Source organism: Ideonella lacteola (assembly GCF_038066555.1).
GTDB lineage: Bacteria > Pseudomonadota > Gammaproteobacteria > Burkholderiales > Burkholderiaceae_C > Ideonella > Ideonella lacteola.
The window spans coordinates 1-23,210 of record NZ_JBBUTG010000019.1; the positions used below are offsets into that span (position 1 = coordinate 1).

General features: G+C 66.7%; 19 protein-coding genes. 8 read left to right on the forward strand and 11 right to left on the reverse strand.

The window, feature by feature from the left end:
* Together AACH06_RS22720 and AACH06_RS22725 are read right to left on the reverse strand one after the other, a co-directional pair.
* Window positions 1–230: ABC transporter permease subunit (locus tag AACH06_RS22720; RefSeq protein WP_423222072.1), on the reverse strand; the 230-nt coding region annotated here is incomplete at its 3' end.
* 80 nt (window positions 231–310) lie between these two features.
* Entirely contained in the window at window positions 311–1,240 is a 930-nt protein-coding gene (locus AACH06_RS22725) for a branched-chain amino acid ABC transporter permease (protein WP_341428072.1), read from the reverse strand.
* Between the two features lie 351 nt (window positions 1,241–1,591).
* Between AACH06_RS22725 and AACH06_RS22730 the strand changes: the two genes are divergently transcribed.
* The gene (locus AACH06_RS22730) at window positions 1,592–3,445 is read left to right on the forward strand and encodes a sensor histidine kinase (RefSeq protein ID WP_341428073.1); all 1,854 of its coding nucleotides are present in this window, start codon (window positions 1,592–1,594) and stop codon (window positions 3,443–3,445) included.
* The gene (locus AACH06_RS22735) at window positions 3,438–4,772 is read left to right on the forward strand and encodes a sigma-54-dependent transcriptional regulator (RefSeq protein WP_341428074.1); all 1,335 of its coding nucleotides are present in this window, start codon (window positions 3,438–3,440) and stop codon (window positions 4,770–4,772) included. The genes AACH06_RS22730 and AACH06_RS22735 overlap by 8 nt, the downstream gene beginning before the upstream one ends.
* Window positions 4,773–4,800: 28 nt before the next feature.
* Here AACH06_RS22735 and AACH06_RS22740 read toward each other — a convergent pair whose 3' ends face one another.
* The 4 genes from AACH06_RS22740 to AACH06_RS22755 all read right to left on the reverse strand — a co-directional run bounded on the left by AACH06_RS22740 (window position 4,801) and on the right by AACH06_RS22755 (window position 9,683).
* Window positions 4,801–5,784, reverse strand: coding sequence for an amino acid ABC transporter substrate-binding protein (locus tag AACH06_RS22740; RefSeq protein WP_341428075.1), 984 nt, complete (start codon window positions 5,782–5,784; stop codon window positions 4,801–4,803).
* Window positions 5,781–8,180, reverse strand: coding sequence for an ATP-dependent DNA helicase (locus AACH06_RS22745; RefSeq protein WP_341428076.1), 2,400 nt, complete (start codon window positions 8,178–8,180; stop codon window positions 5,781–5,783). The genes AACH06_RS22740 and AACH06_RS22745 overlap by 4 nt, the downstream gene beginning before the upstream one ends.
* A 77-nt stretch (window positions 8,181–8,257) precedes the next feature.
* A complete protein-coding gene (locus AACH06_RS22750) occupies window positions 8,258–8,812 on the reverse strand; it encodes a pyridoxamine 5'-phosphate oxidase family protein (RefSeq protein WP_341428077.1) in 555 nt (184 codons plus the stop codon).
* Between the two features lie 469 nt (window positions 8,813–9,281).
* Entirely contained in the window at window positions 9,282–9,683 is a 402-nt protein-coding gene (locus AACH06_RS22755) for a hypothetical protein (protein WP_341428078.1), read from the reverse strand.
* A 170-nt stretch (window positions 9,684–9,853) separates the two neighbouring features.
* Here AACH06_RS22755 and gloA2 point away from each other — a divergent pair, with 170 nt between their 5' ends.
* Window positions 9,854–10,255 carry an SMU1112c/YaeR family gloxylase I-like metalloprotein gene (gloA2, locus tag AACH06_RS22760; protein WP_423222073.1) on the forward strand — a complete coding sequence of 134 codons (402 nt, stop codon included), beginning with the start codon at window positions 9,854–9,856 and terminating at the stop codon, window positions 10,253–10,255.
* Here gloA2 and AACH06_RS22765 read toward each other — a convergent pair.
* Together AACH06_RS22765 and AACH06_RS22770 are read right to left on the reverse strand one after the other, a co-directional pair.
* Window positions 10,225–11,160 carry a pseudouridine-5'-phosphate glycosidase gene (locus AACH06_RS22765; protein ID WP_341428079.1) on the reverse strand — a complete coding sequence of 312 codons (936 nt, stop codon included), beginning with the start codon at window positions 11,158–11,160 and terminating at the stop codon, window positions 10,225–10,227. The two genes, gloA2 and AACH06_RS22765, sit on opposite strands and share 31 nt — an antisense overlap.
* 5 nt (window positions 11,161–11,165) lie before the next feature.
* Window positions 11,166–11,768: a DUF938 domain-containing protein gene (locus AACH06_RS22770; RefSeq protein ID WP_341428080.1), complete on the reverse strand. Its 603-nt coding sequence runs from the start codon at window positions 11,766–11,768 to the stop codon at window positions 11,166–11,168.
* Window positions 11,769–11,924: 156 nt separating this feature from the next.
* On the opposite strand from AACH06_RS22770, the gene pssA reads away from it, so the two are divergent.
* Both pssA and AACH06_RS22780 read left to right on the forward strand, forming a co-directional pair.
* Window positions 11,925–12,542, forward strand: coding sequence for a CDP-diacylglycerol--serine O-phosphatidyltransferase (pssA, locus tag AACH06_RS22775; RefSeq protein WP_341428081.1), 618 nt, complete (start codon window positions 11,925–11,927; stop codon window positions 12,540–12,542).
* Between the two features lie 342 nt (window positions 12,543–12,884).
* Window positions 12,885–13,136 carry a DUF1161 domain-containing protein gene (locus AACH06_RS22780; RefSeq protein WP_341428082.1) on the forward strand — a complete coding sequence of 84 codons (252 nt, stop codon included), beginning with the start codon at window positions 12,885–12,887 and terminating at the stop codon, window positions 13,134–13,136.
* Window positions 13,137–13,282: 146 nt separating this feature from the next.
* Here the strand turns inward: AACH06_RS22780 and AACH06_RS22785 are convergent, their stop codons facing one another.
* From AACH06_RS22785 to AACH06_RS22795, 3 genes are all read right to left on the reverse strand, one after another.
* On the reverse strand, window positions 13,283–14,401 hold the full coding sequence (locus AACH06_RS22785) for an ABC transporter substrate-binding protein (RefSeq protein WP_341428083.1): 1,119 nt from the start codon (window positions 14,399–14,401) through the stop codon (window positions 13,283–13,285).
* 199 nt (window positions 14,402–14,600) lie between these two features.
* The gene (locus AACH06_RS22790; RefSeq protein ID WP_341428084.1) at window positions 14,601–16,169 is read right to left on the reverse strand and encodes an FG-GAP-like repeat-containing protein; all 1,569 of its coding nucleotides are present in this window, start codon (window positions 16,167–16,169) and stop codon (window positions 14,601–14,603) included.
* Between the two features lie 122 nt (window positions 16,170–16,291).
* Window positions 16,292–16,981, reverse strand: coding sequence for a TetR/AcrR family transcriptional regulator (locus AACH06_RS22795; RefSeq protein WP_341428085.1), 690 nt, complete (start codon window positions 16,979–16,981; stop codon window positions 16,292–16,294).
* Window positions 16,982–17,080: 99 nt separating this feature from the next.
* Here AACH06_RS22795 and AACH06_RS22800 point away from each other — a divergent pair, with 99 nt between their 5' ends.
* The 3 genes from AACH06_RS22800 to AACH06_RS22810 are packed head-to-tail and all read left to right on the forward strand — an operon-like array spanning window position 17,081 to window position 22,820.
* The gene (locus tag AACH06_RS22800) at window positions 17,081–18,250 is read left to right on the forward strand and encodes an efflux RND transporter periplasmic adaptor subunit (protein WP_341428086.1); all 1,170 of its coding nucleotides are present in this window, start codon (window positions 17,081–17,083) and stop codon (window positions 18,248–18,250) included.
* Between the two features lie 9 nt (window positions 18,251–18,259).
* A complete protein-coding gene (locus tag AACH06_RS22805; RefSeq protein ID WP_341428087.1) occupies window positions 18,260–21,400 on the forward strand; it encodes an efflux RND transporter permease subunit in 3,141 nt (1,046 codons plus the stop codon).
* Window position 21,401: 1 nt separating this feature from the next.
* The gene (locus AACH06_RS22810; protein ID WP_341428088.1) at window positions 21,402–22,820 is read left to right on the forward strand and encodes an efflux transporter outer membrane subunit; all 1,419 of its coding nucleotides are present in this window, start codon (window positions 21,402–21,404) and stop codon (window positions 22,818–22,820) included.
* Window positions 22,821–23,210 lie beyond the last annotated feature (390 nt).

Below are 23,210 nucleotides of genomic sequence, written 5' to 3' on the forward strand. Positions count from 1 at the left end.
GAAGCCAGCAGCGCGAACATGTAGGCGCCCACCGCGTAGAAGGCCACGTAGCCCAGGTCCAGCAGGCCCGCATAGCCCACCACGATGTTCAGGCCCAGCGCCAGCATCACGTACAGCAAAGCCAGCGCCATGATGCGCACCCAGCCTTGGCCAAACTGCGCCGCCACCAGCGGCAGCGCCAGCAGCGCCACCGCAGCGATCAGGAAGATGACGATCTTCTGTTTGTTCATGTCCGATGAAGGTTTGGCCGAGCCAGGGGCCACCACCGAGAGCTTCGGCGCCAGCTGCGCCATGGATTGAGTAGAGGTGTTCATGCGCGATCTGCCACACGTTCGCCCATCAGGCCCGAGGGGCGCAGCGTGAGCACGAGAATCAAGACGAGGAAGGCAAAGATTTCGACGTACTGGCTGCCGAAGACGCCACCCGTGAGTTCACCCAGGTAGCCAGCACCAATGGCTTCGATCAGGCCCAGCAGCACACCGCCGACCATCGCGCCGGTGAGGTTGCCGATGCCACCGAACACCGCGGCGGTGAAGGCCTTCAAGCCCGGCAGGAAGCCCATCGAATGCTGCACCGTGCCGTAGTTCATCGCCCACATGATCCCGGCGATCGCCGCCAGCGTGGCACCGATGATGAAGGTGGCCGAGATGATGTGATCGGGCCGCACGCCCATCAGGCCGGCCACTCGCGGGTTCTCGGCGGTGGCGCGCATCGCTCGGCCGAGCTTGGTCTTGTTGACCAGCCACAACAGCGCGGCCAGGACCACCACCGTGGTCACCAGGATCAGCAACTGCGTCGGCGTGATCACCGGGCCGGCTTCCCACAGGAAGATCGGGTCTTGCGGCAGCAGCGGCGGATAGGGCTTGGGGTTCGGCTTCCACACGATCATGGCGAGCGTCTGCAGCAGCAGGCTCATGCCCATGGCGGTGATCAGCGGCGCCAGGCGCGGCGCGTTGCGCAACGGCCGGTACGCGATCTTCTCGATCGCGAAGTTCAAGGCCGAGCAGACGACGATGGCGGCGATCAGCGAGATCAGCAGCAGCACCCAGCCCGGCAATCCAGAGCCCGCGAACGCTTGAACGACGGTCCAGCTGGTGAGCGCGCCCACCATCAGGATCTCGCCGTGCGCAAAGTTGATCAGGGAGATGATGCCGTACACCATGGTGTAGCCCAGGGCGACCAGGGCATACATGCTCCCCAATACCAGTCCATTGATGATCTGTTGTACGAAGATGTCCATTGAGTTGCTTTCGCTTCGGCCGCACCGGTCGGCCACCGGGGGGCTATAGAGCACAGCTTGTGCCAACATGTTTTTTCCTCGGGTTAGCCCGAAGAAAAAAGGCCCCTGGGACCCCAATTCGGCCCTTGTCGCGCATCCAGCCCGATCCCGCAGGGCGGAAATCCACACTGGCCCCGAAAATGGCGGTGTGGAATTCCGCACACCCCAGTCATCGGGGTGGAGGCGATGACTTTCGGACGCGCCGAGAGGGTGTCGCGCATGCACCGTGCGCACGGGAATTGACCCACTCCCGGGCGCGAGTTGGGCACACTACGGTGCCTGATGCCGTTGCCTGCTTCATTTGCGCCCGCGTTGCAGCGAGCCGCTCCTCAACTGATTGCCCTGCTGACCGTGGCGCTCGTCGCGGTCGGCATGGTCATGGGCTATCGGATCAGCGAACGAAGCGGCCTGTCTGATTTGGCGGCGGTGGCCAGCGAACGGCTGGAGCTCTATGCGTCGAACCTGGAAACCGAGCTGGCCCGCTATGCCTACCTGCCCAGCCTGATCGCGATCGACGAGGACGTGCAGGCCCTGCTCGATGACCCGCACAACGCGCAAGTTCAGCAGCGTGCACGCCTGAAGCTGGCACGGGTGAATGTCCGGGCTGGCTCCATCCTCATCTTCGTGACGGCGGCCGATGGCGAGGCCCTGGCGGCCAGCAATGGCTATCAACGCCATGGTGGAAACGTCCCCGGTGGGCGCACGCCTCTGCCGGAAGCAGCACGCAACCTGCCTGAAGATGCGGCCGACTTCTTTGCCTCGAACGAGGCCGATGGCACCACCGACTACTACTTCGTCCACCCGGTGCGACGGTCCGGCACCTACCGCGGGCACATCGTGGTCAAGGTCAGCCTGGCCCCGCTGGAGGCCACCTGGGTCGATCTGGGTCTGCGCTCGCAGAGCGAGAAACTGCTGGTGGTTGACCAGAACGACGTGGTCATCATGTCGTCGGTGCCGGCCTGGAAGTACCGCATGCTGGGCTCGGTGAACGTCGAAGCGCTTCAGAGCTCGGGGCGGTACGTGGGCGCGACGCTGGCACCACTGGGCATGTCGGTGGAGGGTGAGTCCGGATCGGGTTCGACGGTGGTCCGATTGGCCGACGTTCAGAGTGCCGGTCACAGCCTGCACCTCGCGCAGGAGCGGCCCGTGGTGCCGTTGGCCGTGCGGCTCGTGACCTTGTCAGATCCGGCCGATGTGTGGCGCCAGGCGCGCTACGCCGCTTGGGGCGGGGGCGCGGCGGGCGGCGTTCTCGGCCTGTTGGCGCTCTATTGGCTGCATCGTCGCCGAGCGATCCGGCAGCTGTTCAAGGCGCGCAACGCTCTGCAACAGGCGCATGACCAGCTGGAACGCCAGGTCGACGAACGAACACGCGAGCTGCGCAACACCAACGATGAATTGAAGCGGCAGATCGCTCAGCGCCTGCAGGCTGAAGACGAGCTGATGCAGGCCGGCAAGCTGGCGGCATTGGGCCAGATGTCGGCCGGCATCTCGCATGAAATCAACCAGCCCCTCACGGCATTGCGAGCCTTGTCGCGCAACACCATGCTGTTGCTGCAAAGCGGCCGCACCCAGACCGTGGCCGACAACCTGAAGCTGATCGACGACATGGCCGAGCGAATGGGCCGGATCACCTTGCAGCTCAAGTCGTTCGCGCGCAAGGGCGGCAGCCTGGCCCAGCCCGTGCGGCTGGCGTCTGCCGTCGAGAACGTGCTGGTGCTGCTGGAACACCGCCTTCGCGCTGAGCGCATCGAGGTGAGCAAGGCGGTTCCTGGCGACTGGCAGGTGCTGGCCGATATCAACCGCTTGGAGCAGGTGCTGCTGAACTTGTTCACCAATGCCCTCGATGCCATGGCGAACACGCCTGACAAACGGCTGGAGATCGATGCGCGCCATGAGGGCGGCCGCGTCGTGGTGCGCGTTGCCGATTCCGGCGAGGGCATGCCGGCGGAACACCTGGATCGTCTGTTCGAGCCCTTTTTCACCACCAAGCCGGCCGGTCAGGGCCTGGGCCTGGGGCTCGTGATTTCATCGAAGATCGTGCGCGAATTCGGCGGCACGTTGCGAGCCGAGCGAGGTGAACACGGCATGGTGTTCGAGTTCGACCTGGAACTGGAAGGGGCGGCGCCGCAGCGCTCGACCGACCCCGACAAGGAGGCTTATGTTTGAGGGATTCAAGGTTCTCTTCGTGGAGGACGATCCGCCGGTGCGAACCAGCCTGGCGCAAACGCTGGAACTGGCCGGGCTCGAGGTGCTGCCCTGCGGGTCTGCCGAAGAGGCTTTGCCGCACATCGCGGCCGGCGCTCAGCTGATCGTCATCACCGACGTGCGCCTGCCCGGCATGGATGGCTTGGCTCTGCTTGACCATGTGGTGGCCACGGACGCGGGCATCCCGGTGGTGCTGATCACCGCGCACGGCGATGTGTCGATGGCGGTGCGCGCGATGCGGGCCGGCGCCTATGACTTCATCGAGAAGCCGTTTGCGCCCGAGCGCTTCGTCGACACCGCGGTGCGTGCGCTCGACAAGCGTGTGATGCGGGTGGCGCTCGACGACATGCGCGCGCAGCTGCAAAAGCGCAGCGGCATCGAATCGGTGCTGTTGGGCAATTCCGCGGTGATGCAGGAGCTGCGGCGCAAGATCGTGCGGCTGGCCGACACCTCGGCCGATGTGATGATCCTGGGCGAAACAGGCACCGGCAAAGAGCTGGTGGCGCGCTGCCTGCATGACCACAGCAACCGGCGTGACCGCAACTTCGTGGCCATCAACTGCGGTGGTTTGCCAGAGACTCTGTTTGAAAGCGAGCTGATCGGCCACGAACCAGGGGCGTTCACGTCGGCCGCCAAACGCCGTATCGGCAAGATCGAGCATGCCAACGGTGGCACCTTGCTGCTCGACGAGATCGAAACGATGCCGATGCAGATGCAGATCAAGCTGCTGCGCATCCTGCAAGAGCGAAAGATCGAGCGACTAGGGTCCAACGAAGAGGTGCCCGTCAACTTGCGGGTCGTGGCGGCCACCAAGTGCGATCTGCGGGCGCTCAGCGACGAGGGCAAGTTCCGAGGAGATCTGTACTACCGGCTCAACGTGGCCGTGCTCGAACTGCCCCCGTTGCGTGAGCGCCGCGAAGACGTGCCCCTTTTGTTCGAGCACTTCGCCGCGCAGGCCAGCGCCCGTTACGGCCTGCCTCCGCCGGAGATGACGCCAGAGAAGCTGCGCGAGCTGATGGCGCACGACTGGCCCGGCAACGTCCGAGAGATTCGCAATGCCGCCGACCGTTTCGTGCTGGAAATCGGTGACCTCACCACCGCCACGCCGGGTGTCGCGCCGCTGTCGCTCGCCCAGCACATGGACAAGGTGGAAAAGGCGCTGATCGAGCAGGCGCTGCGCCAACACCAGGGCCGCATGCCCAAGGTGATGGAGTCGCTGGGCATCGCGAAAAAGACCCTCTACGACAAGCTGCACCGCCACGACATCGATGTGGATCGGTTCCGCTGACGGCTACGCCGAGGGTTCGTTACCCGCTTCAGCGGTAATCCTGCGGATCGGGTGAGTCGGTCGGTTGGCGGATGGCGCGCAGCAGCGGCTCGCTCATGGGCATGCGCAGCTTGATGCCGCGTGGCGGGATCGGCGCCATGAACCACTTGCTGTAGATCGAGTAGATCTCGCCGCTGCGGTAGATGGCCGTGAGCGTGCTGTCGACCAATTGCTTGAAGACGGGGTCGTCTTTGGGCAGGCCGATGCCGTAGGGCTCGATCGACAGCATGTCGTCCGAGATGGTGTAGTCGGTGGGGTTCGACGCGCTGGCCATCAGGCTGCGAAGCAGCACGTCGTCCATGGCGAAGGCGACCGCACGGTCGTTCTGCACCATCTGGAAGGCGTCGGTGTCGTCTTGGCCCGCGACGATTTTCATGTCGAGCTTGAGGGCTTCGTTGACGCTGTTCAGGTAGCGGATGCTGGTGGTGGCGATGGTCGATGCCACCACCTTGCCGCGCAGGTCGTCCAGCTTGTGGATCTCGCTTTCCCGCTTGGCCAGCAGCCTGCTGGCTGCAACATAGGTGGTGATCGAGAACGACTGGGTTTTCTGGCGTTCCACCGTGTTGGTGGTCACCCCGCATTCGAGATCCACCGTGCCGTTGGCCACCAGCGGCATGCGCGTGGCCGAGCTGACGGCCACCATCTTCACTTCGAGATCGCGCAGGTCCAGCTTCTGCCGAACGGCTTCGACCACCCTCTGGCACAGGTCGACCGAGTAGCCGACGGGTCGCAGCTTGGCATCGAGGTACGAAAAAGGCGAGGAGGTGAGCCGATGCCCGATCACGATCACCCCGGTGTCGCGGATCTTGCGCAGCACAGCCGATTCGGCCAGCGCGGCAGAAGGCGACCAGGCCGACGTGGGAGCGCTGGTGGTTGACGCGGCCGCATGGCAGAGGGCCGGGCCCAGGCCGCCACAGAGCGCCGCCGTGGTGGCAAGCGCTGCGCTGAGGGTACTGCGGGCCAGGAGCGTCATCGGCCGGCAATGATAGTGGCAGCCTCCGCCGGCTCGCATCCCGCATTCGGGGTGGAGGCGAACTGCATCTGCAGGCGCCACCAGGCGGGCAACAAGCGGCGCACGTCGATCCGCCGGAATCGCTCGTCGATGAGGTGGACGCTGCCCCGGTCGGAGGGGGTGCGCAAGACGCGGCCAGCCGCCTGCACCACCTTGCGAAGCCCCGGGTACAGGTAGGCGTACTCGAAGCCCGCGCCGAATCGCTGCTGCAGCCGTTCGCGCAGCGCTTCGTTCACCGGGTTGACTTGGGGCAGGCCCAAGGTCGCGATGAAGGCGCCGATCAGCCGCGATCCAGGCAGGTCAATGCCTTCGGCGAAGGCGCCGCCCAGTACGGCGAAGCCGATGCCTTGGCCTTGCGGCACAAACCGATCGAGAAAGGCCTGGCGCGCGGTCTCGTCCATGTGGCGCCGCTGCCGCCAGCAGGGGATGTCGGGATGCCGTGCCTCGATGGCCGATGCCACCTGCTCCAGGTAGTCGAAGCTGCTGAAAAAGGCGAGGTAGTTGCCCGGCGCCGTAGCCCATTGATCGGCAATCACTCGGCAGATGGGCGCGACACTGTCGGCGCGGCGGGCGAACCGGGTCGACACATCCGGCACCACGTGCACTGCCAACTGATCCGACGAGAAGCTGGATTGGATATCGACCCACGCGGTGTCGACGGGCAAGCCCAGGGTGTCGGCATAGAACTGTTCCGGCGCCAGCGTGGCCGAGAACAGCACCGTGGTGCGGGTTGCCGCAAAGCGGGGGGCAAGGAACTCGGCTGGCGTGACATTGCGCAGGCTCACCCGTGCTTCAACGCGGCCCCGGCCATGGCCACGACCAGCCGGCCGGGTGCTCACATCGACCATCGAGTGGCTGGCATCGAAGCTCTCGCACAGCCGCAGGTAGTGCAGGGCAGACCAGTGAAACTCGACCAGGGCTGTGGGCAGGCCGTGCGGGCCTTGCTCGCCTTCGGCCATCCATTCGCCTATGGCCTGGGTGGCCTCGGTCAGCACCTGCCCCAGCCGCGTCGGTGGGGCATCCACCAACTGATAGGGCTCGGCGTGACTGCGCGCCAGGGCTTGCCACGCGCGGGCCACGCGATCCAGAGGCTTCTTCAGGGTGGGGGGCGCGCTGTCCCGGGCCGCGGCGAAAGCCTGCCAGTCGAGTTCAGCGGAGTAGCAGCTGCGCGCACGATCGAGCAGGTTGTGTGCCTCGTCCACCAGCACCGCCACCCGCCAGCCGTGGATGAGGGTGGACGCATGCCATGAGGCGCTCACATCGAAGAAGTGGTTGTAGTCACCCACCGCGACATCGGCCCAGCGCGCCATCTCCTGCCCCAGGTAGTAGGGGCAGATCGCGTGCCGCTCGGCCACTTCTTGCAGGGCCTGTTGGGACAATGGCGGGCCATCGACAGCATCGCTGCGCGCGGCAGGCAGGCGATCGTAGAAGCCCCGGGCCAGCGGGCAAGAGTCGGGGTGGCACTCCTTGTCGGGGTGAACGCAAGCCTTGTCGCGCGCCACCAATTCGACGATGCGCAGCCGGCAGGCCCCAGAGGCCCGCAGAGTCTGCAGCGCCTGCATGCCCACTTGGCGGCCCGGCCCCTTGGCGCTGAGGAAGAAGATCTTGTCCAGCGCTTGCTCGGGCATCGCCTTGAGCAGGGGGAACACCGTGCCCAGCGTCTTGCCGATACCCGTGGGCGCCTGCGCGGCCAGACAGTGGCCGCGGCGGGCGGCGCGGAACACGGCCTCGGCCAGCGTGCGCTGCCCAGGTCGGAACTCGCCGTGGACAAACTTCAGTGCTGTGAGGCAGATGTCTCGCGTGCTGCGATGGGCCGACTCTTGCTGTGCCCACGACAGGTATTGGTCGCACAAGCCCTCGAAGAAGGCCTGAAGCTCGGCGGCCGTCAGGCGTTGGACCAGCGGTGGCGCTTGCTCCTGCCGATCGGCATGAAAGTAGACCAGTGCCACGTTCCATTCGGTGGCTTGGTGCAGTTGGCACAGCAGCCAGCCATACACCTTGGCCTGCGCCCAATGCAGCTCGCGCTGGTTGGCGGGCATTCGGTCGAGTGCGCCGCGGTAGGTCTTGACCTCCTCGACCCACTGTCGCGAGACGTCGACCCCATCAGCGCGTCCGCGCACCGTCAGGCCGCGGTGCATCCCTTGCAGGCTGACCTCGGCCTGGTAGCCCGGTCCGCGCGACTGCGCCACGCTGCGGTGCCCCGCCATCCCCTGCTCAGCGGTGGGTGAGGGCGTGAACCGGGCGTCCAGGTCTCCGCGCCTGGCCGCGAATTCGCACAACGTGCGCACCGCCGCCACCCATGGCCGCTCGGCCGCTGAGTGCGACAAGGCGGCGGGCGCTTCGGTGGCCTCAGGCATGGGCACGTCGTGGGGCGTGGTGTGGGTTCTGTATTTTCATACAGTATCCCGCACCATGCCCGCACGGCGTGCCGACGTCAGTTCACGTGCACCTCGCCGTGCTCACCCAGACGGGGCGTGGTGCCGGTCAGAGCCGCTTTGCCCATCTCGAACAGTTGCACGAGCTTGTTCTCCTGCACGTCCCAGAAATCGGCGTGGCTGATGTCGACTCGCACGAGCGCGAGGTCGGGGTCGGTGGGGCCGCCGGGGAACCAGGCTTCCGCCATCTTCGACCAGAGGGCCTTTTTCCGTGCCAGATCTTCGACCACCACGGCGGTGCCCGAGATGGACACGTAGCGATCTTTGCCGGGGTGCGCGTAGGCGATGTTCACACTCGGGTCGGCGGTCAGCTCTTCCAGCGGTTCGCCTTGACGCGACATGAAAAACCACAGCCGCGTGTCTTGGTCGTCTCGGGAGTTCTGCGTGGTCATCGGCCGCGAATGCAAGTGGCCATTGCGGTGGTGGGTGGTGAACATCGCAAAGCGGATGTCGCAGATGAGCTCCCAGAGCTTGGCCATGGGGCCGCTGGCCGCGAGCGGGGTCTCCGTCGTGGTCGCGGCAGGGTGCAGGGCGGGGGATTCGGATCGGTGCATGTCACAAGCTCCTGAAAAGGGTTCCTATCCCTCAAGCGTGATGCCCGGTAGCTGGGCCCGCTGTAGGCCGACGCCCCAATCCATCGTCGGGCAGCTCCGCGGCCAGGCATTCCCTCGGCGTGCGCAGCCGTATTTCCGCGGGCCCGCTCCGCAGGCGGCAATATGTCTCTTCAATCCGTGGTTTTGGCGCAAATCTCCCCCGAATGGGTGATCCCCGCCAAGGCGATGGCCGGCCAAGATGACGTCCATCGCGGTTGCACTCCAACGAACACGGGCCCCCAGGGCCCAACCGCGATACGCAATCGAGCCGCCTGGCGCAACGCGCCAGTGGCCCCAGCAGGGTTTTCGGTTGTGGAGGGTCTGTCCGAGCCGCATGGTTCAGACCCGGCGCGTCGATCGCCGGGCGGCCATGCGGCCCGCCAGTTTCGGGCCCCGTGGTGCACGTTGCTGTGCCGCGGGGCGCCCGCTTTCAGGGCAACAAGTCTTCCTCGACGAACGTGCGGTAGTGCACCGCGCTGGCCGCCTCATGGCGCCGAGCCAGCTCTCCAATTCGTTGAGCGTCTTCCGCCGCGTCTACCTTCACCAGCAGCCAGCTGCAACCCTGCCGGGCCAGCTTCAGGTAGCGCTTCATCAGCACGATTTCGTAGCCGAAGCCGGAGGCGCCACTGGCCTTGTCGATCTGCTCGCCCAACTCTTCCACCGGTTCTCGCGGCGTGATGCGGCTGATTTGCTCGGCGCTGATGCCGGCTTCCTGCAAGGCCGCGACGAATGCCTCTTCAGACGCGGCGTCCGGAAGGGCGATCAGCACGTGGCCCACCGGTTTCAAATTGCCGAATGAGGTGGGAACCGCTTCCAAGGTGAGGTGCGACATGACCGTGCTCCGGATGGTGTAAATCAGGTCATGGTCTGGCACGAGCCGAGCCGGGGGAGTCGGGCTATGGCGGCAAGTGGTGTGGGGCTTGTCCGACAATCCGCTCTCGTCCGCGGATCGGCTGGAGTGCCTCGCGGTGGTCAACCCACATTGATCAAAACGTGCCGTTGCTGCTGCGCCGCATTCATCACGCCGCCATCATTTGCTCCGACTACGCGGCGTCCAGGCGTTTCTATGTCGAGACGCTGGGGCTGTCGGTGTTGGCGGAGAACTACCGTGCCGCCCGTCAGTCGTACAAGCTCGATTTGAGGCTCCCCGATGGCTCGCAGGTCGAGCTGTTTTCGTTTCCGGCGGCGCCGCCTCGCCCGTCCCGTCCTGAGGCGCAGGGCCTGCGCCATCTTGCCTTCGAGGTGGATGATGTCGCGCAAGCCAAGCAGTGGCTCGAAGCGCGTGGGGTGGAGGTCGAGCCGATCCGGGTGGACGAATACACCGGCCGCCGATACACCTTCTTTGCCGATCCCGATGGCCTGCCGCTCGAGCTCTACGAAGCGGCGCCCGCCAGCGCGGCATAGGCCACCGCCACCTCAGCGGCCAGCCGCGCGTTGTTGAGCACCAGTTGGATGTTGCCGGCGAGGCTGTCGCCGCCGGTGAGCGCGTTCACGCGCGCGAGCAGGAACGGCGTGACGGACTTGCCGGTGCAACCCTGCGCCTTCGCCTCAGCGAGGGCCTGATCAATGGCCCGGTTCACCGTGTCCAGCGGCAACGAGTATTCGGCGGGAATCGGGTTCGCGATCACCATGCCGCCGCTGAAACCGAGGTCCCACTGGGCTTTCATCACCCGGGCCAGCGAATCCGCGTCGTCCAAGCGCGCGTCGAGATCCAGGCCACTGTCTTGGGTGAAAAACGCCGGCAGCCTTGGAGTGCGATAGCCCAGCACCGGCACACCGTGCGTCTCCAGGTATTCCAGCGTGAGTCTCAGATCGAGAATGGATTTGGCGCCCGCGCACACCACCGCCACCGGTGTGCGGGCCAGTTCCTGCAGGTCTGCAGAAATGTCGAAACTGGTTTCGGCACCGCGGTGCACGCCGCCGATGCCCCCGGTGGCGAACACGCGGATGCCGGCCATTGCCGCCACGATCATCGTGGCGGCCACTGTCGTGGCGCCGGTGCCCTGGCGTGCCACCAGCAGCGCCATGTCGCGGCGGCTGACCTTGGCGACCGCGGGCCCCTCTTGCCCCAGCCGCTCGATCTGCGCCGTGCTGAGCCCAGCCTTCAGCCGGCCGTCGATGATGGCGATGGTCGCGGGCACCGCGCCGTGGGCCCGCACCTCGGCCTCGACCCGCAGCGCCGTCTCGGCGTTCTGTGGCCACGGCATGCCATGCGAAATGATGGTGGATTCCAGCGCCACCACGGCGCGGCCTCGGGCCAGGGCGTTGGCCACCTCGGGCGTGGTGTCGAGCAGCGGGCGATTAGGCATGGGCGTCAGCCTGGGCGGCGAAAGACCAGGATCAGGTTGTTCGCTGGCATCGCCACGCGTTCAACCAAGGCCAGCCCGGCGCCTCGTGCCACCGATTCGACGGCAGCCAGATCGCGCAGGCCCCATTGGGGATCACGCTCGCGAAGGTCGGCATCGAAGGCCAGGTTGCTGGGCGCGGTGGGTTCACCGTCCACGATGAATGGGCCATACACCACCAGCAGGCCCCGCGCGGCGAGGTGGGCGGCGGCCCCCCGCATCAAGGCCGGGCAGGCGGCCCAGGGGGCGATGTGCAGCATGTTGGCGCAGTACACCGCGTCGAACACCCCGAGATCGTCGGGCCAAGACGACATCACATCCAGGTGCCTCGGCGGCAGGGCCTGTGGCAGCTTGTCTGCATGGGCGGCGATGCCGGGCAGGGCGGAGGCGTCCACGTCGGTGGGCTGCCAGCGCCAGCCAGGCTCTTGTTGGGCGAAGTAGGCGGCATGCTGGCCGGTGCCCGAGGCGATCTCGAGCACCCGCGCCTGAGCCGGCAGCAGGCGCCTGAGCACTTCCAGGATCGGGGCCTTGTTGCGTTCGGCCGCAGGGCTGACGCGCAGTTCGGTGTACACGCTGTGAGAGGTCTCGCTGGACTTGGAGGCACTGACTGTACGGCGGGTTGTACGACCGGTTGTACGGCCGGGTGTAGGGTCGGTTGCAGGGCCGCAGGTCCCGCCACCATCATGCGCCCGCCGAGTGGGGCACGCGGATTGCACTAAGCTTGGCGCATGAACCGCCCCAAACCTTTTTCCATGATCCGCGAGTTTCACCTCGCTGACTGGTTCACGCTCGCCAATGCCATCTGTGGCGTGGGCGCGCTGTTTTCAGTGATGTCGTACCTCCAGTCACGCGGCGTCTTCCACATCTACTTTGCCTGTGCCTTGATCACGGCGGCGCTGGTGTTCGATGTGCTCGATGGCCGTGTGGCCCGCTGGCGGCAGCGCAGTTCGGCGATGGGCCGCGAGCTCGATTCGCTGGCCGACGTGATCTCCTTTGGCGTGGCGCCTGCGGCCATCGCCTACGGTTGCGGCATGCAGGGCATGTACGACCGCATCGTGCTTGGGTTTTTCGTCGCGTGCGGCGTCTCCCGCCTGGCGCGCTACAACGTGACGGCCGAATCGCTGTCCGACGACGCGGGCAAGGTCAAGTACTTCGAGGGCACGCCGATCCCGACATCGCTGGTGCTGGTGCTGACATTGGCCTTGGCCGCCTCTCAGGGGGCGATTGGCGACCAGCTCTGGTTCGGCTCGACGCAGATCGGCGGCTTCACACTGCATCCCCTGGTATTGCTGTTTGCCATTTCGGGCTCTCTCATGATCAGCCGCATTCGCATTCCCAAGCTTTGACGTGCCCTGATCGCGACCCTGACAGCAGGCTGACGGCGTGATTGGGATGCCGTTGCGCACAAATGCACGGGGCTTTGCATGGAACACCCTATTGAGGTCAGTAGGGATGACGCGGGCATGTAGACGAGGCTACAGTGGCGCCGGGCGACCCAAACCGCCCCCTGCTTTTCCTCCCTGAGCAGGGCCCTTGCGACGACAGCGCACAGGGCTTCTCAGCCCCGGCGGATGCCGGGGCTGTCTTTTTTCTGCGTCTCGGGTCTGAGGGCCTTTTCCAAGCAGGAACCGCTCGACTACCATCTCCCGGCGCCCGCCGCGGCGCACCCATTCCTCGGGAGATCAAGCATGAAACTGGTTCCGTTCCTGGTGTCGATGCTGGCCGCCGCCCTGATCAGTCCCGCGGCTCTTGCCCAGGGCAAATCCTGCGATGAGCTGAAGAGTGCGATCGCCACCAAGCTCGATGGCAAAGGCGTTTCGGGCTACGTGCTCGAGGTTGTTCCAGCCGACCAGGATGCCGGCGACAAGCGCGTCGTCGGCACCTGTGAAGGTGGCTCGAAGAAGATCATCTACTCGAAGGAATCGAAGCCCAAGACCTGATGGGCGGGTGACATGCGCCGCGCTGCTTCACCGCGGCGGGCCGCGCTCACAGGCCCCTATGGGGCCGCCAGGCACCTTGCGCAAGTTGGCGCTGGCCGGGGGGCCAGCTGCTTTGCGGCGTGGGTGTCTGCGCGCGACGCCGGGCCTCAGCGGCGGACTTTGCCGTCGCCGGTGAGCATCGACAGATCGACGAACGATGAAGCGACGTGGTCGCGGGGGCCAAAGTCAACGACGAAGCCGCCGAAGTCTTGGCGCTGAATTGATTCGAGCGATTCGATGAACTGGTCTCGAGAGGCGCTGCGTTGGGTGCGGCGAAGTCCCTCGGTGAACACCTTGGCGGCCAGATAGCCTTCGAGGCTCGAGTAGTTCACCTGAACGCCCGTCTTGGCCGCGGCGGCCTGGAACTCGCGGGTGACCGGCAGGGAAGCCGTGTATGGGAACGGCATCACCTGGCTGATCATCACGCCTGCACCGTCGGCCTTCAGCTCGTCGGCCAGCGCTTGGGTGCCGACGAACGACACGTTGAAGAAGCTGCCCCCGAACCCGGCCTTGCGTGATTCGCGGATGAAGGCCGCGCACGACTTGTAGGCGCTGATCTGCACCACCGCGTTCGGCTGCTTGGGCATGATCTCGGCCACGGCCTTGGCCACGTCCACGCTGTTGCGCTCGACGGTGGCGGTGGCAACCGGCTCCAGGCTGCGCCGGCGCAGGGCGCGCAAGGTGCCCTCCAGGCCAGCCTTGCCGTAGGCATCGTTCTGGTAGAAGACCGCGATCTTCGTCAGGCCCAGCGAGGCCAGCTGCTTGATGATCAACTCGGTTTCGTCGTAGTACGAAGCGCGTACATGGAACACGGACCGCAGCGAGGGATCGCGCAGGATCTCGGCGCCGGTGAACGGTGCGAACAGGGGCATGCGGGCCTGGTTGATCAGCGGCAGGGCCGCGGCGCAGGTCGGGGTGCCGACATAGCCGAAGAGCGCAAAGACGTCGTCCTTGATGAACTTCTCGGTGTTGGCCTTGCAGCGGTCGGGCTCGTAGCCGTCGTCGGCCGTGCGCAACTCGATCTGCTGGCCGTTGATGCCGCCGTTGGCATTGACCTGGTCGAACCACAGCTTGGCGCCCGCATTCATCTGCACGCCCAACTGGGCGGCGGGTCCGGTAAAGGCGGCTGACTGGCCAATGACCAGCGGGCGGCTTTGGGCGATGGCGGGAAACGCCAGGGCAGCGGTGCTGGCGAGCGATTGCTTAAGCAGGGTACGACGTAACACAGTGTGAATGCGGCAACGAAAACCCAATTAGTGTGGGCGTCGGCCGGTGCTGCCGCAAGGCTTGTGGCGCCTTGCCGCGGCCCGTTGCGTGCAATAGTTTGTCGAGTGGTGGAAGCGTTTTTCTGCCTCGATGACAGCTGGCTGACAGCTGAGGGCGGCCGGGCCCTCGGCTGTCGTTCAGCTGTCGTTCAGACGACGATCAGGGGGTGATCGTCCCGATCACCTGCGGGGTGGTCAGGCGCGGCGAAAGAGCGGCCGGTTGCTGAAACCGAAACACCAGGTTGCTGCCCACGTTGTCGATGCCGATCAAGTCCGGCCAGCCATCGCGGTTGAAGTCTCCGGCAGCCACCGTGTGCGGCTCGTCACCCAGGGTCAACTTGGCCACGGTCTGGAAGCTTGGCGCGCCATCCGTCACGCCCAGGTTGCGATGCACCTCGATCGCCCCGCCGTTGGACGCATCGGCGGCCAGGTTGCTCAGCAGCACGTCAGTGAAGCCGTCCTGGTCCATGTCGGCCAAGTCCAGGCCGAACGGCGCACCGCTCAAGAACTCGGTGCGCTTGAACTTCGGGGTCGTCGCGCCCTTCGTCGTGGCGTTGCGGAGCACGCTCCACGTCGAGCCGACCCAGCCATTGGAGTTCGACGTGACGATGTCGAGCCGGCCATCGCGGTTGGTGTCCGCCAGGCCGATCTGGTTGGCCATGGTGAAGCCCGGGAACCACACGGGCTCGGCGAAGCTCACGGGTCCACCGGGCGCGGTGGTGTTCAGCAAGACGCTGACGCCCTGGTTGTCGATGACCAGATCGGGTTTGCCGTCGCCGTTGAGATCGCCCGCGGCGATACCTTGCGGCAGCGGATCAGAGTCTTTCGAGGCCCGCGGCATGGCCACGAGGGTCAAGACGGGGGTGGTCGACCCCACCGGGGTGGTGTTGCGCCACACCAGCGCACGGCTGGTCCCCGGCGCGTTCGAGCTGCCCGGGTTCGAGGCGGCGATGTCGACAATGCCGTCGCCGTCGAAGTCGGCAAAGGCCACATCGGCGGTCCATCCCCAATCGGTGGTCGTCAGCGTGGTCGGCACGAAGCTGAAGCTTCCGGTGGCCGTGGTGTTGATCAACACATGCAGCTGGTTGCGGTCCGAGACGGACACCACCATGTCCGGACGACCGTCGCGGTTGATGTCGGCCACGCGCACGCGGCCGAAGCCCACCTCATAGCTGGCCACCTGGGCAAATCGCGCGGTGCTGCTGCCCGCCGGTGTGCCATTGCCCAGCACGTAGACGCGGCCCGGTCCCGACGCGGCCACATCGAGTAGGCCATCGCCGTTGAAGTCGGCCACGGCGGCGTTCTCGATGCCTCGCTCCAGCTTCACGCTGCCGGATTCGGCGTACACGTGGCCAGAGGGGTTGGCGCCATCGACGCTGGGGCTTGCCAGCTGCAGCGACATCTGCAGCGCCTTGGTGCCGCCCGACGTGCGGGGCTGCACGGTGACGGCGACGGTGGTGCGCGTTTGCCCGGCGGGGATGGTGGCGGTGCCCTCGGCGGCCACGTAGTCGCGCCCGGCGCGGGCGCTGCCGTCCACCGTCTTGTAGCGGAAGCTGACCGCAGCACTGGTATCGCCGCTGCGCTCGACGACGAAGCTAAGCGGTGTCGCGCCGGTTCTGGGCGCCTGGGCGTTGACGGCGGTCACGGCCACGTCGGCGTGTGACGCCGTGGACAGTGCGGCCACGCACGCCGCCATCAGGGCGTGCCAGGAAGACAGGACAGGTTTCATCAGCGGATTTCAGGGGGTTGAAGGGAGGGCAGCGGTCGGCGTTGCGGCCGCATGACCGCCGGTGAGTGCCCGTCGCTCCGTTGGCACGGCCCAATGAAACCTTCAATAACCGTCAACGGCGCTCAGGCGGCCTTGGGTGCGGGGTCGTGTCCGTCGGCGGGCGCCGCCGGCCCCGGCGCTTGTTCTTCGGGCAGAGCGGTGGCGCCCACGGCCGCATAGCCGCCCAGGAACATTTGCACCGCGCGCCGCGCCATCACCTGCAATTGAGAGGCCGCCAGCGGTGCCGGCGAACGCATGAAGCTGCGCAGATCGATCTCGGCACGCACCAACCCCATGAACTGCATGGCCAGCACGTCGGCAGGGCCGGGTTGCAAGTCCCCGCGGTCCATGGCGGCGCGCAATGCCGCAGTCAGGGCGGTCTGAACGCGACCCGGGCCCAGTTCGCTGAACATCTCGCCCACATCGGTGCGGCTGGATTCGCCCACCACCACCCGCTGCATGGCCAACGCGTCCGGCTCCGTCATCAGCCGCATCAGCTGGAACGCGAAGCGGGTCAAGCCCGTGGCGAGGTTGTCCCGGCCCAGGTGGCCAAGTTCCGTCACGGCGTCTTCCAGGTGGGTCTCGGCCAATTGCTCGATCACCGCGACGAACAGCTCTTCCTTCGAGCGGAAGTAGCCATAGAGCGTGGCTTTGGAGCCGCCGATGCGGCGACTCAGCTCGCCCATCGTGGCGCGCTCGTAGCCCATCTCCAGGAACAGCCGCCGGGCCTCTTGCACGATCACCTCGCGCTTGGCCTCGGTGCGAACTTTCATGTGTCTGCCTCTTAACAGTACCGATGGGTTCATTTTCGCTTGACCTTCCGTGCCGGTCAACCTTAAACTAAACCGTACGGTTCAGTTAAAGAGGTTCTCATGTCTGCTTTTCCGACTTTTCCCCGATCGGGGCGCGTTTGGTGGGTCGTCAGCGTGCTGGCGGTGGCGGCCGCGCTGGTGGCCTGTGGCGAGCCGCCCGGCGGCGCGTCGCCTGTGCCCTCGGGCCCTACCGAGGTGAGCGTGATGACGCTGCAGCCGCAGCGCGCGGCCCTGACCACGGCGTTGCCGGGCCGGGTGTCTGCCGTCGTGAGCGCGGAGGTGCGCCCGCAGATCACCGGCGTGGTCAAGCAACGGGTGTTTGTGGAAGGCTCACACGTCAAGGCGGGTGAGTTGCTCTACCAGATCGATTCGGCCAGCTACCGCGCAGCCGTGGCCAACGCCGAGGCCGCCTTGGCCAAGGCCGAGGCCAGCCGTGACAGCGCCCGGCTGCGTGCGCAGCGCCAACGAGAGCTCGTTCAGGTGCAGGCTGTGAGCCGCCAGGACGCGGAAGACGCCGAGGCCAGTTGGCAGCAGGCCGAGGCCGATGTGGCGTCGGCCCGCGCCGCGCTGCAGACACAGCGGATCAACCTCGACTACACCCGCATCACCGCGCCGGTGTCGGGGCGTGTCGGGCGCTCCAGCGTCACGCCGGGTGCGCTGGTCACCGCCAACCAGGCGACCGCACTGGCCACCATTCAGCAACTGGATCCGATCTTCGTCGACGTCACCCAGACCAGCGCGGACATGTTGGCCCTCAAGCGCTCACTGGCGGCGGGCGACCTGAAGCAAGGCGCGACCAAGGTGGCGCTGCAGCTGGAGGATGGCAGCGCGTATCCGGAAGCCGGCAGGCTCGAATTCAGCGAATCGCAGGTCGACACGACGACGGGTTCGGTGACCCTGCGCGTGCGTGTCCCCAATCCGCGCGGTGACCTGCTGCCGGGCATGTATGTCCGCGCGGTGATCGAGCAGGGCGTGCTGGAGCAGGCGCTGCTGGTGCCGCAGCGCGCCGTCGCGCGCGACGCGTCCGGCCAGGCGATGGTCTCGGTGCTGGGTGACGACGGCAAGCTCAACCCCCGGCCGGTGACTCTGGGCCGCGAGATGGGCGACCAGTGGCTGCTCACTGGCGGCCTGAAGGCAGGAGACCGCATCGCCGTCGAAGGGCAGCAGAAGGCGGCGCCTGGCGCGGTCGTCAAGGCCCGCCCGGTGGATGCCACCGTCGCGCAGCGCTAGGAGTCGGCCATGGCACGCTTCTTCATTGATCGCCCCATCTTCGCGTGGGTGCTGGCCATCGTCACCATGCTGGCGGGGGTGTTCGCGATTCGCATGCTGCCGATCGCGCAGTACCCGGTGATCGCACCACCTGCCATCAGCATCACCGCCGTCTACCCCGGCGCTTCCGCCAAAACCCTGGAAGACACCGTCACCCAGGTGATCGAGCAGAAGATGAAGGGCCTCGATCGTCTGCAGTACATGCAGGCGGTGAGCGACTCTTCCGGCAACGTCACCATCACGCTCACCTTCGAGACCGGCACCAACCCCGACACCGCTCAGGTGCAGGTGCAGAACAAGCTCTCGCTGGCCACGCCACTGCTGCCGCAAGAGGTGCAGCAGCAGGGTCTGCAGGTGGCCAAGTCGGCGGCGAACTTCCTGGCCGTGATCGCCTTCGTCTCGAAGGACGGCCGCACGGACGCCGGTGCGCTCGCCGACTATGTGGCCTCGAATGTGCAAGACCCGATGTCTCGGGTGCCTGGGGTCGGCGAGACACAGCTGTTCGGTGCGCAGCGCGCGATGCGCATCTGGCTCGATGCCGATCGGCTGAACGGCCTCGCGCTCACGCCCCTGGATGTGCGCCAGGCCGTGCAGGCGCAGAACGTTCAAGTGTCCGCCGGTCAACTGGGTGGCTTGCCCGCGGTGCAGGGCCAACAGCTCAATGCCACGATCACCGCACGCACGCGGCTGAAGACAGCCGAGGAATTCGAGAACATCCTGCTGCGCACGCGCAGCGACGGCAGCGCCGTGCGCCTGCGTGATGTGGCCCGCATCGAATTGGGCAGCGAAAGCTATGGCTGGAATGCGCGCTACAACGGCAAGCCGGCGGCCGGGCTGGCGGTGAAGCTGGCCCCGGGGGAAAACGCGCTCGACACCATCCGCGCGATCGATGCCGAAATCGACCGGCTGCAAGCCTTCTTCCCGCCCGGCGTCGAGGCCGTGAAGCCCTACGACACCACGCCCTTCGTGCGCCTGTCCATCGAAGAGGTGGTGCGCACGCTGGTCGAGGCCATTGCGCTGGTCTTTCTGGTGATGTGGTTGTTCATGCAGAACCTGCGAGCCACGCTGATCCCGACGATCGCGGTGCCGGTGGTGCTGCTGGGCACGTTCGGCGTGATGGCCGCCTTCGGCTTCACCATCAACACGCTGACCATGTTGGCGATGGTGCTGGCCATTGGCCTGTTGGTCGACGATGCCATCGTCGTGGTCGAGAACGTCGAGCGCGTGATGCAGGAGGAGGGGCTGCCGCCCAAGGAGGCCACTCGCAAGTCCATGGGGCAGATCAGCGGCGCGCTGGTTGGCGTGGCGCTGGTGCTGGCCGCCGTGTTCGTGCCGATGGCGTTCTTCGGCGGCTCCAGTGGCGTGATCTACCGGCAGTTCACCGTGACCATCGTGTCGGCCATGAGCCTGTCGGTGCTGGTGGCAATGATTCTCACGCCGGCCCTTTGCGCCACCTTGCTCAAGCCCGCGCATGGCCCGCGTACCACCGGCTTCTTCGGCCTGTTCAACCGCGGGTTCGATCGGGGCAACCGCCGCTATCAGGGCCTGGTACGTGGCGTGATCGCCCGCAGCCCTTGGGCCATGGGCGTCTACCTGGTGTTGGCCCTGATGGTGGGCGTGGCGTTCACCAAGGTGCCGGCGGGCTTCCTGCCTGAAGAAGACCAGGGCTTTGCTTTCACGCTGGTGCAATTGCCGCCGGGTGCCACGCAGGCGCGCACGCTGCAGGTGATGGCCCAGGTCGAGCGCCATTTTCTCGAAGACGAGAAGGACTCGGTCGATTCGGTCTTCACCGTGGCCGGCTTCAGCTTCGCGGGCTCGGGCCAGAACATGGGCATGGGCTTCATCAAGCTCAAGCCCTGGTCCGAGCGCCAGCGGGCAGACCAGAGCGTCGGCGCGATCAGCCGCCGCGCCATCTTGAAGCTGGCGGCGATCAAGGACGCCAGCGTCTTCACCGTGGCGCCGCCGGCGGTGGCCGAGCTGGGCAACGCGAGCGGCTTCGACCTGATGCTGCAAGACCGCGCCAACCTGGGCCATGAGGCCCTGTTGGCCGCGCGCAACCAACTGCTGGCTGCGCTGATGAAGGAGCCCGGGCTGGTGGCGGTGCGCCCCAATGGCATGGAAGACACGCCGGAGTTCCGCCTGGAGATCGACGAGCACAAGCTGGGCTCGCTGGGGCTCTCGGCGTCGGATGTCAACGACACCTTGGGCATCGCCTGGGGCGGCCGCTATGTCAACGACTTCATGGACCGTGGCCGCGTGAAGAAGGTGATGCTGCAAGGCGAGGCCGCCGATCGCATGCTGCCGGGCGATCTCGAGCGCTGGCAGGTGCGCAACGCCAGCGGTGTGATGGTGCCCTTCAGTGCCTTCGCGCGGACCACCTGGGCACAGGGCTCACCCCGCCTCGAACGCTACAACGGGGTGCCGTCGATGGAGATTCTCGGCATGGCGATGCCCGGGGCCATGTCCAGCGGTGAGGCGATGGCGCTGGTCGAGCGGCACGCTTCAACGCTGCCAGCGGGCATCGGCTACGAGTGGACAGGGATCTCTCGGCAAGAACGCGAGGCGGGGGGCCGCGCCGGCCTGTTGTACGCCGTTTCGATCCTGGTGGTGTTCCTCTGCCTGGCGGCGCTGTACGAAAGCTGGAGCGTGCCGCTGGCGGTGCTGCTGGTGGTGCCGCTGGGCGTGTTGGGCACGCTGGTGGCGGCCGTGCTGACCTGGAAGATGAACGACGTGTACTTCCAGGTCGGGCTGCTGGCCACCATCGGGTTGGCGGCGAAGAACGCCATCCTGATCGTCGAGTTCGCGCGAGACCTGCATGCGCAAGGCCTTGGTCTGGTGGATGCCGCCTTGGAAGCCGCGCGCCTTCGTCTGCGGCCGATCGTGATGACCTCGCTGGCCTTCATCCTGGGTGTGCTGCCCTTGATGCTGGCCACCGGTGCAGGTGCCGGTGCGCAGAACGCGCTCGGCACGGCCGTGGTGGGGGGCATGGTCAGCGGCACGGTTCTCGCCATCGTCTTCGTTCCCTTGTTCTTCGTCGTGGTCTCGCGGTTGATGGGGCGCCGCCCCTCGCCAACCACCCCGTCCACCCCGGCCGTTCTGGAGGCTCACTGAGATGCTTGCTTCACAACCCATCGTTCGCGGCGCTCGGCGCGCCTTCACGGCGGCGGCCATCGCCGCGCTGGCGGCTTGTGCGCACCTGGAGCCCGGTGAGGTGCACCCCGATGTGTCGTTGCCGGATCACTATCCGGCGGCCACCGCCGGCGATACGGCCTCTGCCGAGCGGCCGTGGCGCGAGCAGTTTCGAGACCCGCGTCTGGTACAGCTGATCGAGCTGGCGCTGGCGCAGAACCGCGACCTGCGCGTCGCCGCGCTCAACATCGAGCAGGCGAGGGCGCTCTATCGCATCCAGGAGGCGGCGCGCTGGCCCGGCGTGAGCGCCAGCGCGGGCAGCACGCTGTCGCGTTCGCCGGCCGATCTGTCGCCATCCGGGCGGGCGAGCATTTCGCGCAACTACAGCGCCACGGTGGGTGCCAGCGCCTACGAGCTGGACCTGTTCGGCCGTGTGCGCCTGCTGAACGAGCAGGCCCTGGCGCAGTTCCTGGCCACCCAGGAAGCCCGGCGCGCGACCCAGATCACGGTCGTCTCCGAGGTGGCGCAATCGTGGATGGGTTGGGCCGCTGATCTGCAGCGCCTGCAACTGGCTGAACAGACGCTGGAGAGCCACCGTCAGAGTGTGGCGCTCACTGAGCGGCGCATGGCTGCGGGTGCCGATTCGGCCTTGACACTGCGCCAGCAGCAATCGAGCCATGAGAGTGCACGTGGCGAGGTGGCGCGTTGGCGCGGGCAAGTCGAGCAGCGTCGCCAGGCCCTCGCGGTGCTGATCGGCGGCCCGGTGCCCGATGAGGCGGTGCCCGATGCGCTCGACCCCGCGGCTTCGCTGCCCATGGCACCGGTGTCGGCCGGCCTGCCATCGGAGTTGCTGTTGCGGCGGCCCGACCTGTTGCAGAGCGAACAGACCTTGAAGGCGGCCCGCGCCAACATCGGTGTGGCACGCGCAGCCTTCTATCCCCGCATCGCCCTCACCGCGTCCGCCGGCACCACCAGCAACGAACTTGCGGGTCTGTTCAAGGGCGGGTCAGGCACCTGGACGTTCGCGCCGCAGCTGTCGCTGCCGGTCTTCGATGGGGGCGCCAATCAGGCCAACCTCGATTCGGCCACCGCCGAGCGTGACATGGCACTGGCTCGTTACGAGAAGTCCATCCAGGTCGCATTTCGTGAAGTCGCCGATGCGTTGACGGCCCGCCGCACCTTGCTCGACAGGCTGGACGCCCAGCAGGCGCTGGTGCAGGCCAGCCGGCAGGCGCTCGAGCTGGCGCAGGCCCGCTACCAGCGCGGGGCGGACAGCTGGTTGCAGGTGCTCGATGCCCAGCGCACCCACGACACGGCCCGGCAAGGCCTGGTGGACCTGCGGGAACAGCAGGCCGACAACTTGATCACGCTGTACAAGGTGCTGGGGGGCGGCGTGGCGTGACAGGCCGCGGCCGGCCCCACGCGCTTTCAGCTGGTTGCACAACGACACGCGGCGGGCAGGCGTGGTCGGGTTAGGGCGTGTGCACACTGCGGAGCCACGATGCGTTGCCACCAGAACCGGTCGAGCGCAAGGCGCAAAACGAAGCCGGGGTGCGGCCCCGGCGATGCTTTGCAACGCCGCGGGCGGCTGGTTCTGGTGGCAACCCTTCGGGAACGGTCCGTTCAGGGCGCATGGCGGCGTTGCCCAACTTGCCCAGGCACCAGCCTGGGCGGCGTCGGGCGCCTTGCCCTGCATCCCTGGACAACCCGTTCGCACGGGGCTGCGTAGTGTGAACACGCCCTAGCCTGCCCGCGCCCTTCCACATTTGTCCCACTCTGCCCGGCCCGGGCC

Bases quoted from the DNA above. Each gene is read 5' to 3' on its own strand.
- AACH06_RS22725 (WP_341428072.1), bottom strand. From the start codon at position 1,240: ATGGACATCTTCGTACAACAGATCATCAATGGACTGGTATTGGGGAGC.
- AACH06_RS22780 (WP_341428082.1), top strand. From the start codon at position 12,885: ATGAAACTGGTTCCGTTCCTGGTGTCGATGCTGGCCGCCGCCCTGATC.
- AACH06_RS22795 (WP_341428085.1), bottom strand. From the start codon at position 16,981: ATGAAAGTTCGCACCGAGGCCAAGCGCGAGGTGATCGTGCAAGAGGCC.
- AACH06_RS22740 (WP_341428075.1), bottom strand. From the start codon at position 5,784: ATGACGCTCCTGGCCCGCAGTACCCTCAGCGCAGCGCTTGCCACCACG.
- AACH06_RS22800 (WP_341428086.1), top strand. From the start codon at position 17,081: ATGTCTGCTTTTCCGACTTTTCCCCGATCGGGGCGCGTTTGGTGGGTC.
- AACH06_RS22765 (WP_341428079.1), bottom strand. From the start codon at position 11,160: ATGCCTAATCGCCCGCTGCTCGACACCACGCCCGAGGTGGCCAACGCC.
- AACH06_RS22735 (WP_341428074.1), top strand. From the start codon at position 3,438: ATGTTTGAGGGATTCAAGGTTCTCTTCGTGGAGGACGATCCGCCGGTG.
- AACH06_RS22790 (WP_341428084.1), bottom strand. From the start codon at position 16,169: ATGAAACCTGTCCTGTCTTCCTGGCACGCCCTGATGGCGGCGTGCGTG.
- pssA (WP_341428081.1), top strand. From the start codon at position 11,925: ATGAACCGCCCCAAACCTTTTTCCATGATCCGCGAGTTTCACCTCGCT.
- AACH06_RS22805 (WP_341428087.1), top strand. From the start codon at position 18,260: ATGGCACGCTTCTTCATTGATCGCCCCATCTTCGCGTGGGTGCTGGCC.
- AACH06_RS22755 (WP_341428078.1), bottom strand. From the start codon at position 9,683: ATGTCGCACCTCACCTTGGAAGCGGTTCCCACCTCATTCGGCAATTTG.
- AACH06_RS22750 (WP_341428077.1), bottom strand. From the start codon at position 8,812: ATGCACCGATCCGAATCCCCCGCCCTGCACCCTGCCGCGACCACGACG.
- AACH06_RS22745 (WP_341428076.1), bottom strand. From the start codon at position 8,180: ATGCCTGAGGCCACCGAAGCGCCCGCCGCCTTGTCGCACTCAGCGGCC.
- AACH06_RS22810 (WP_341428088.1), top strand. From the start codon at position 21,402: ATGCTTGCTTCACAACCCATCGTTCGCGGCGCTCGGCGCGCCTTCACG.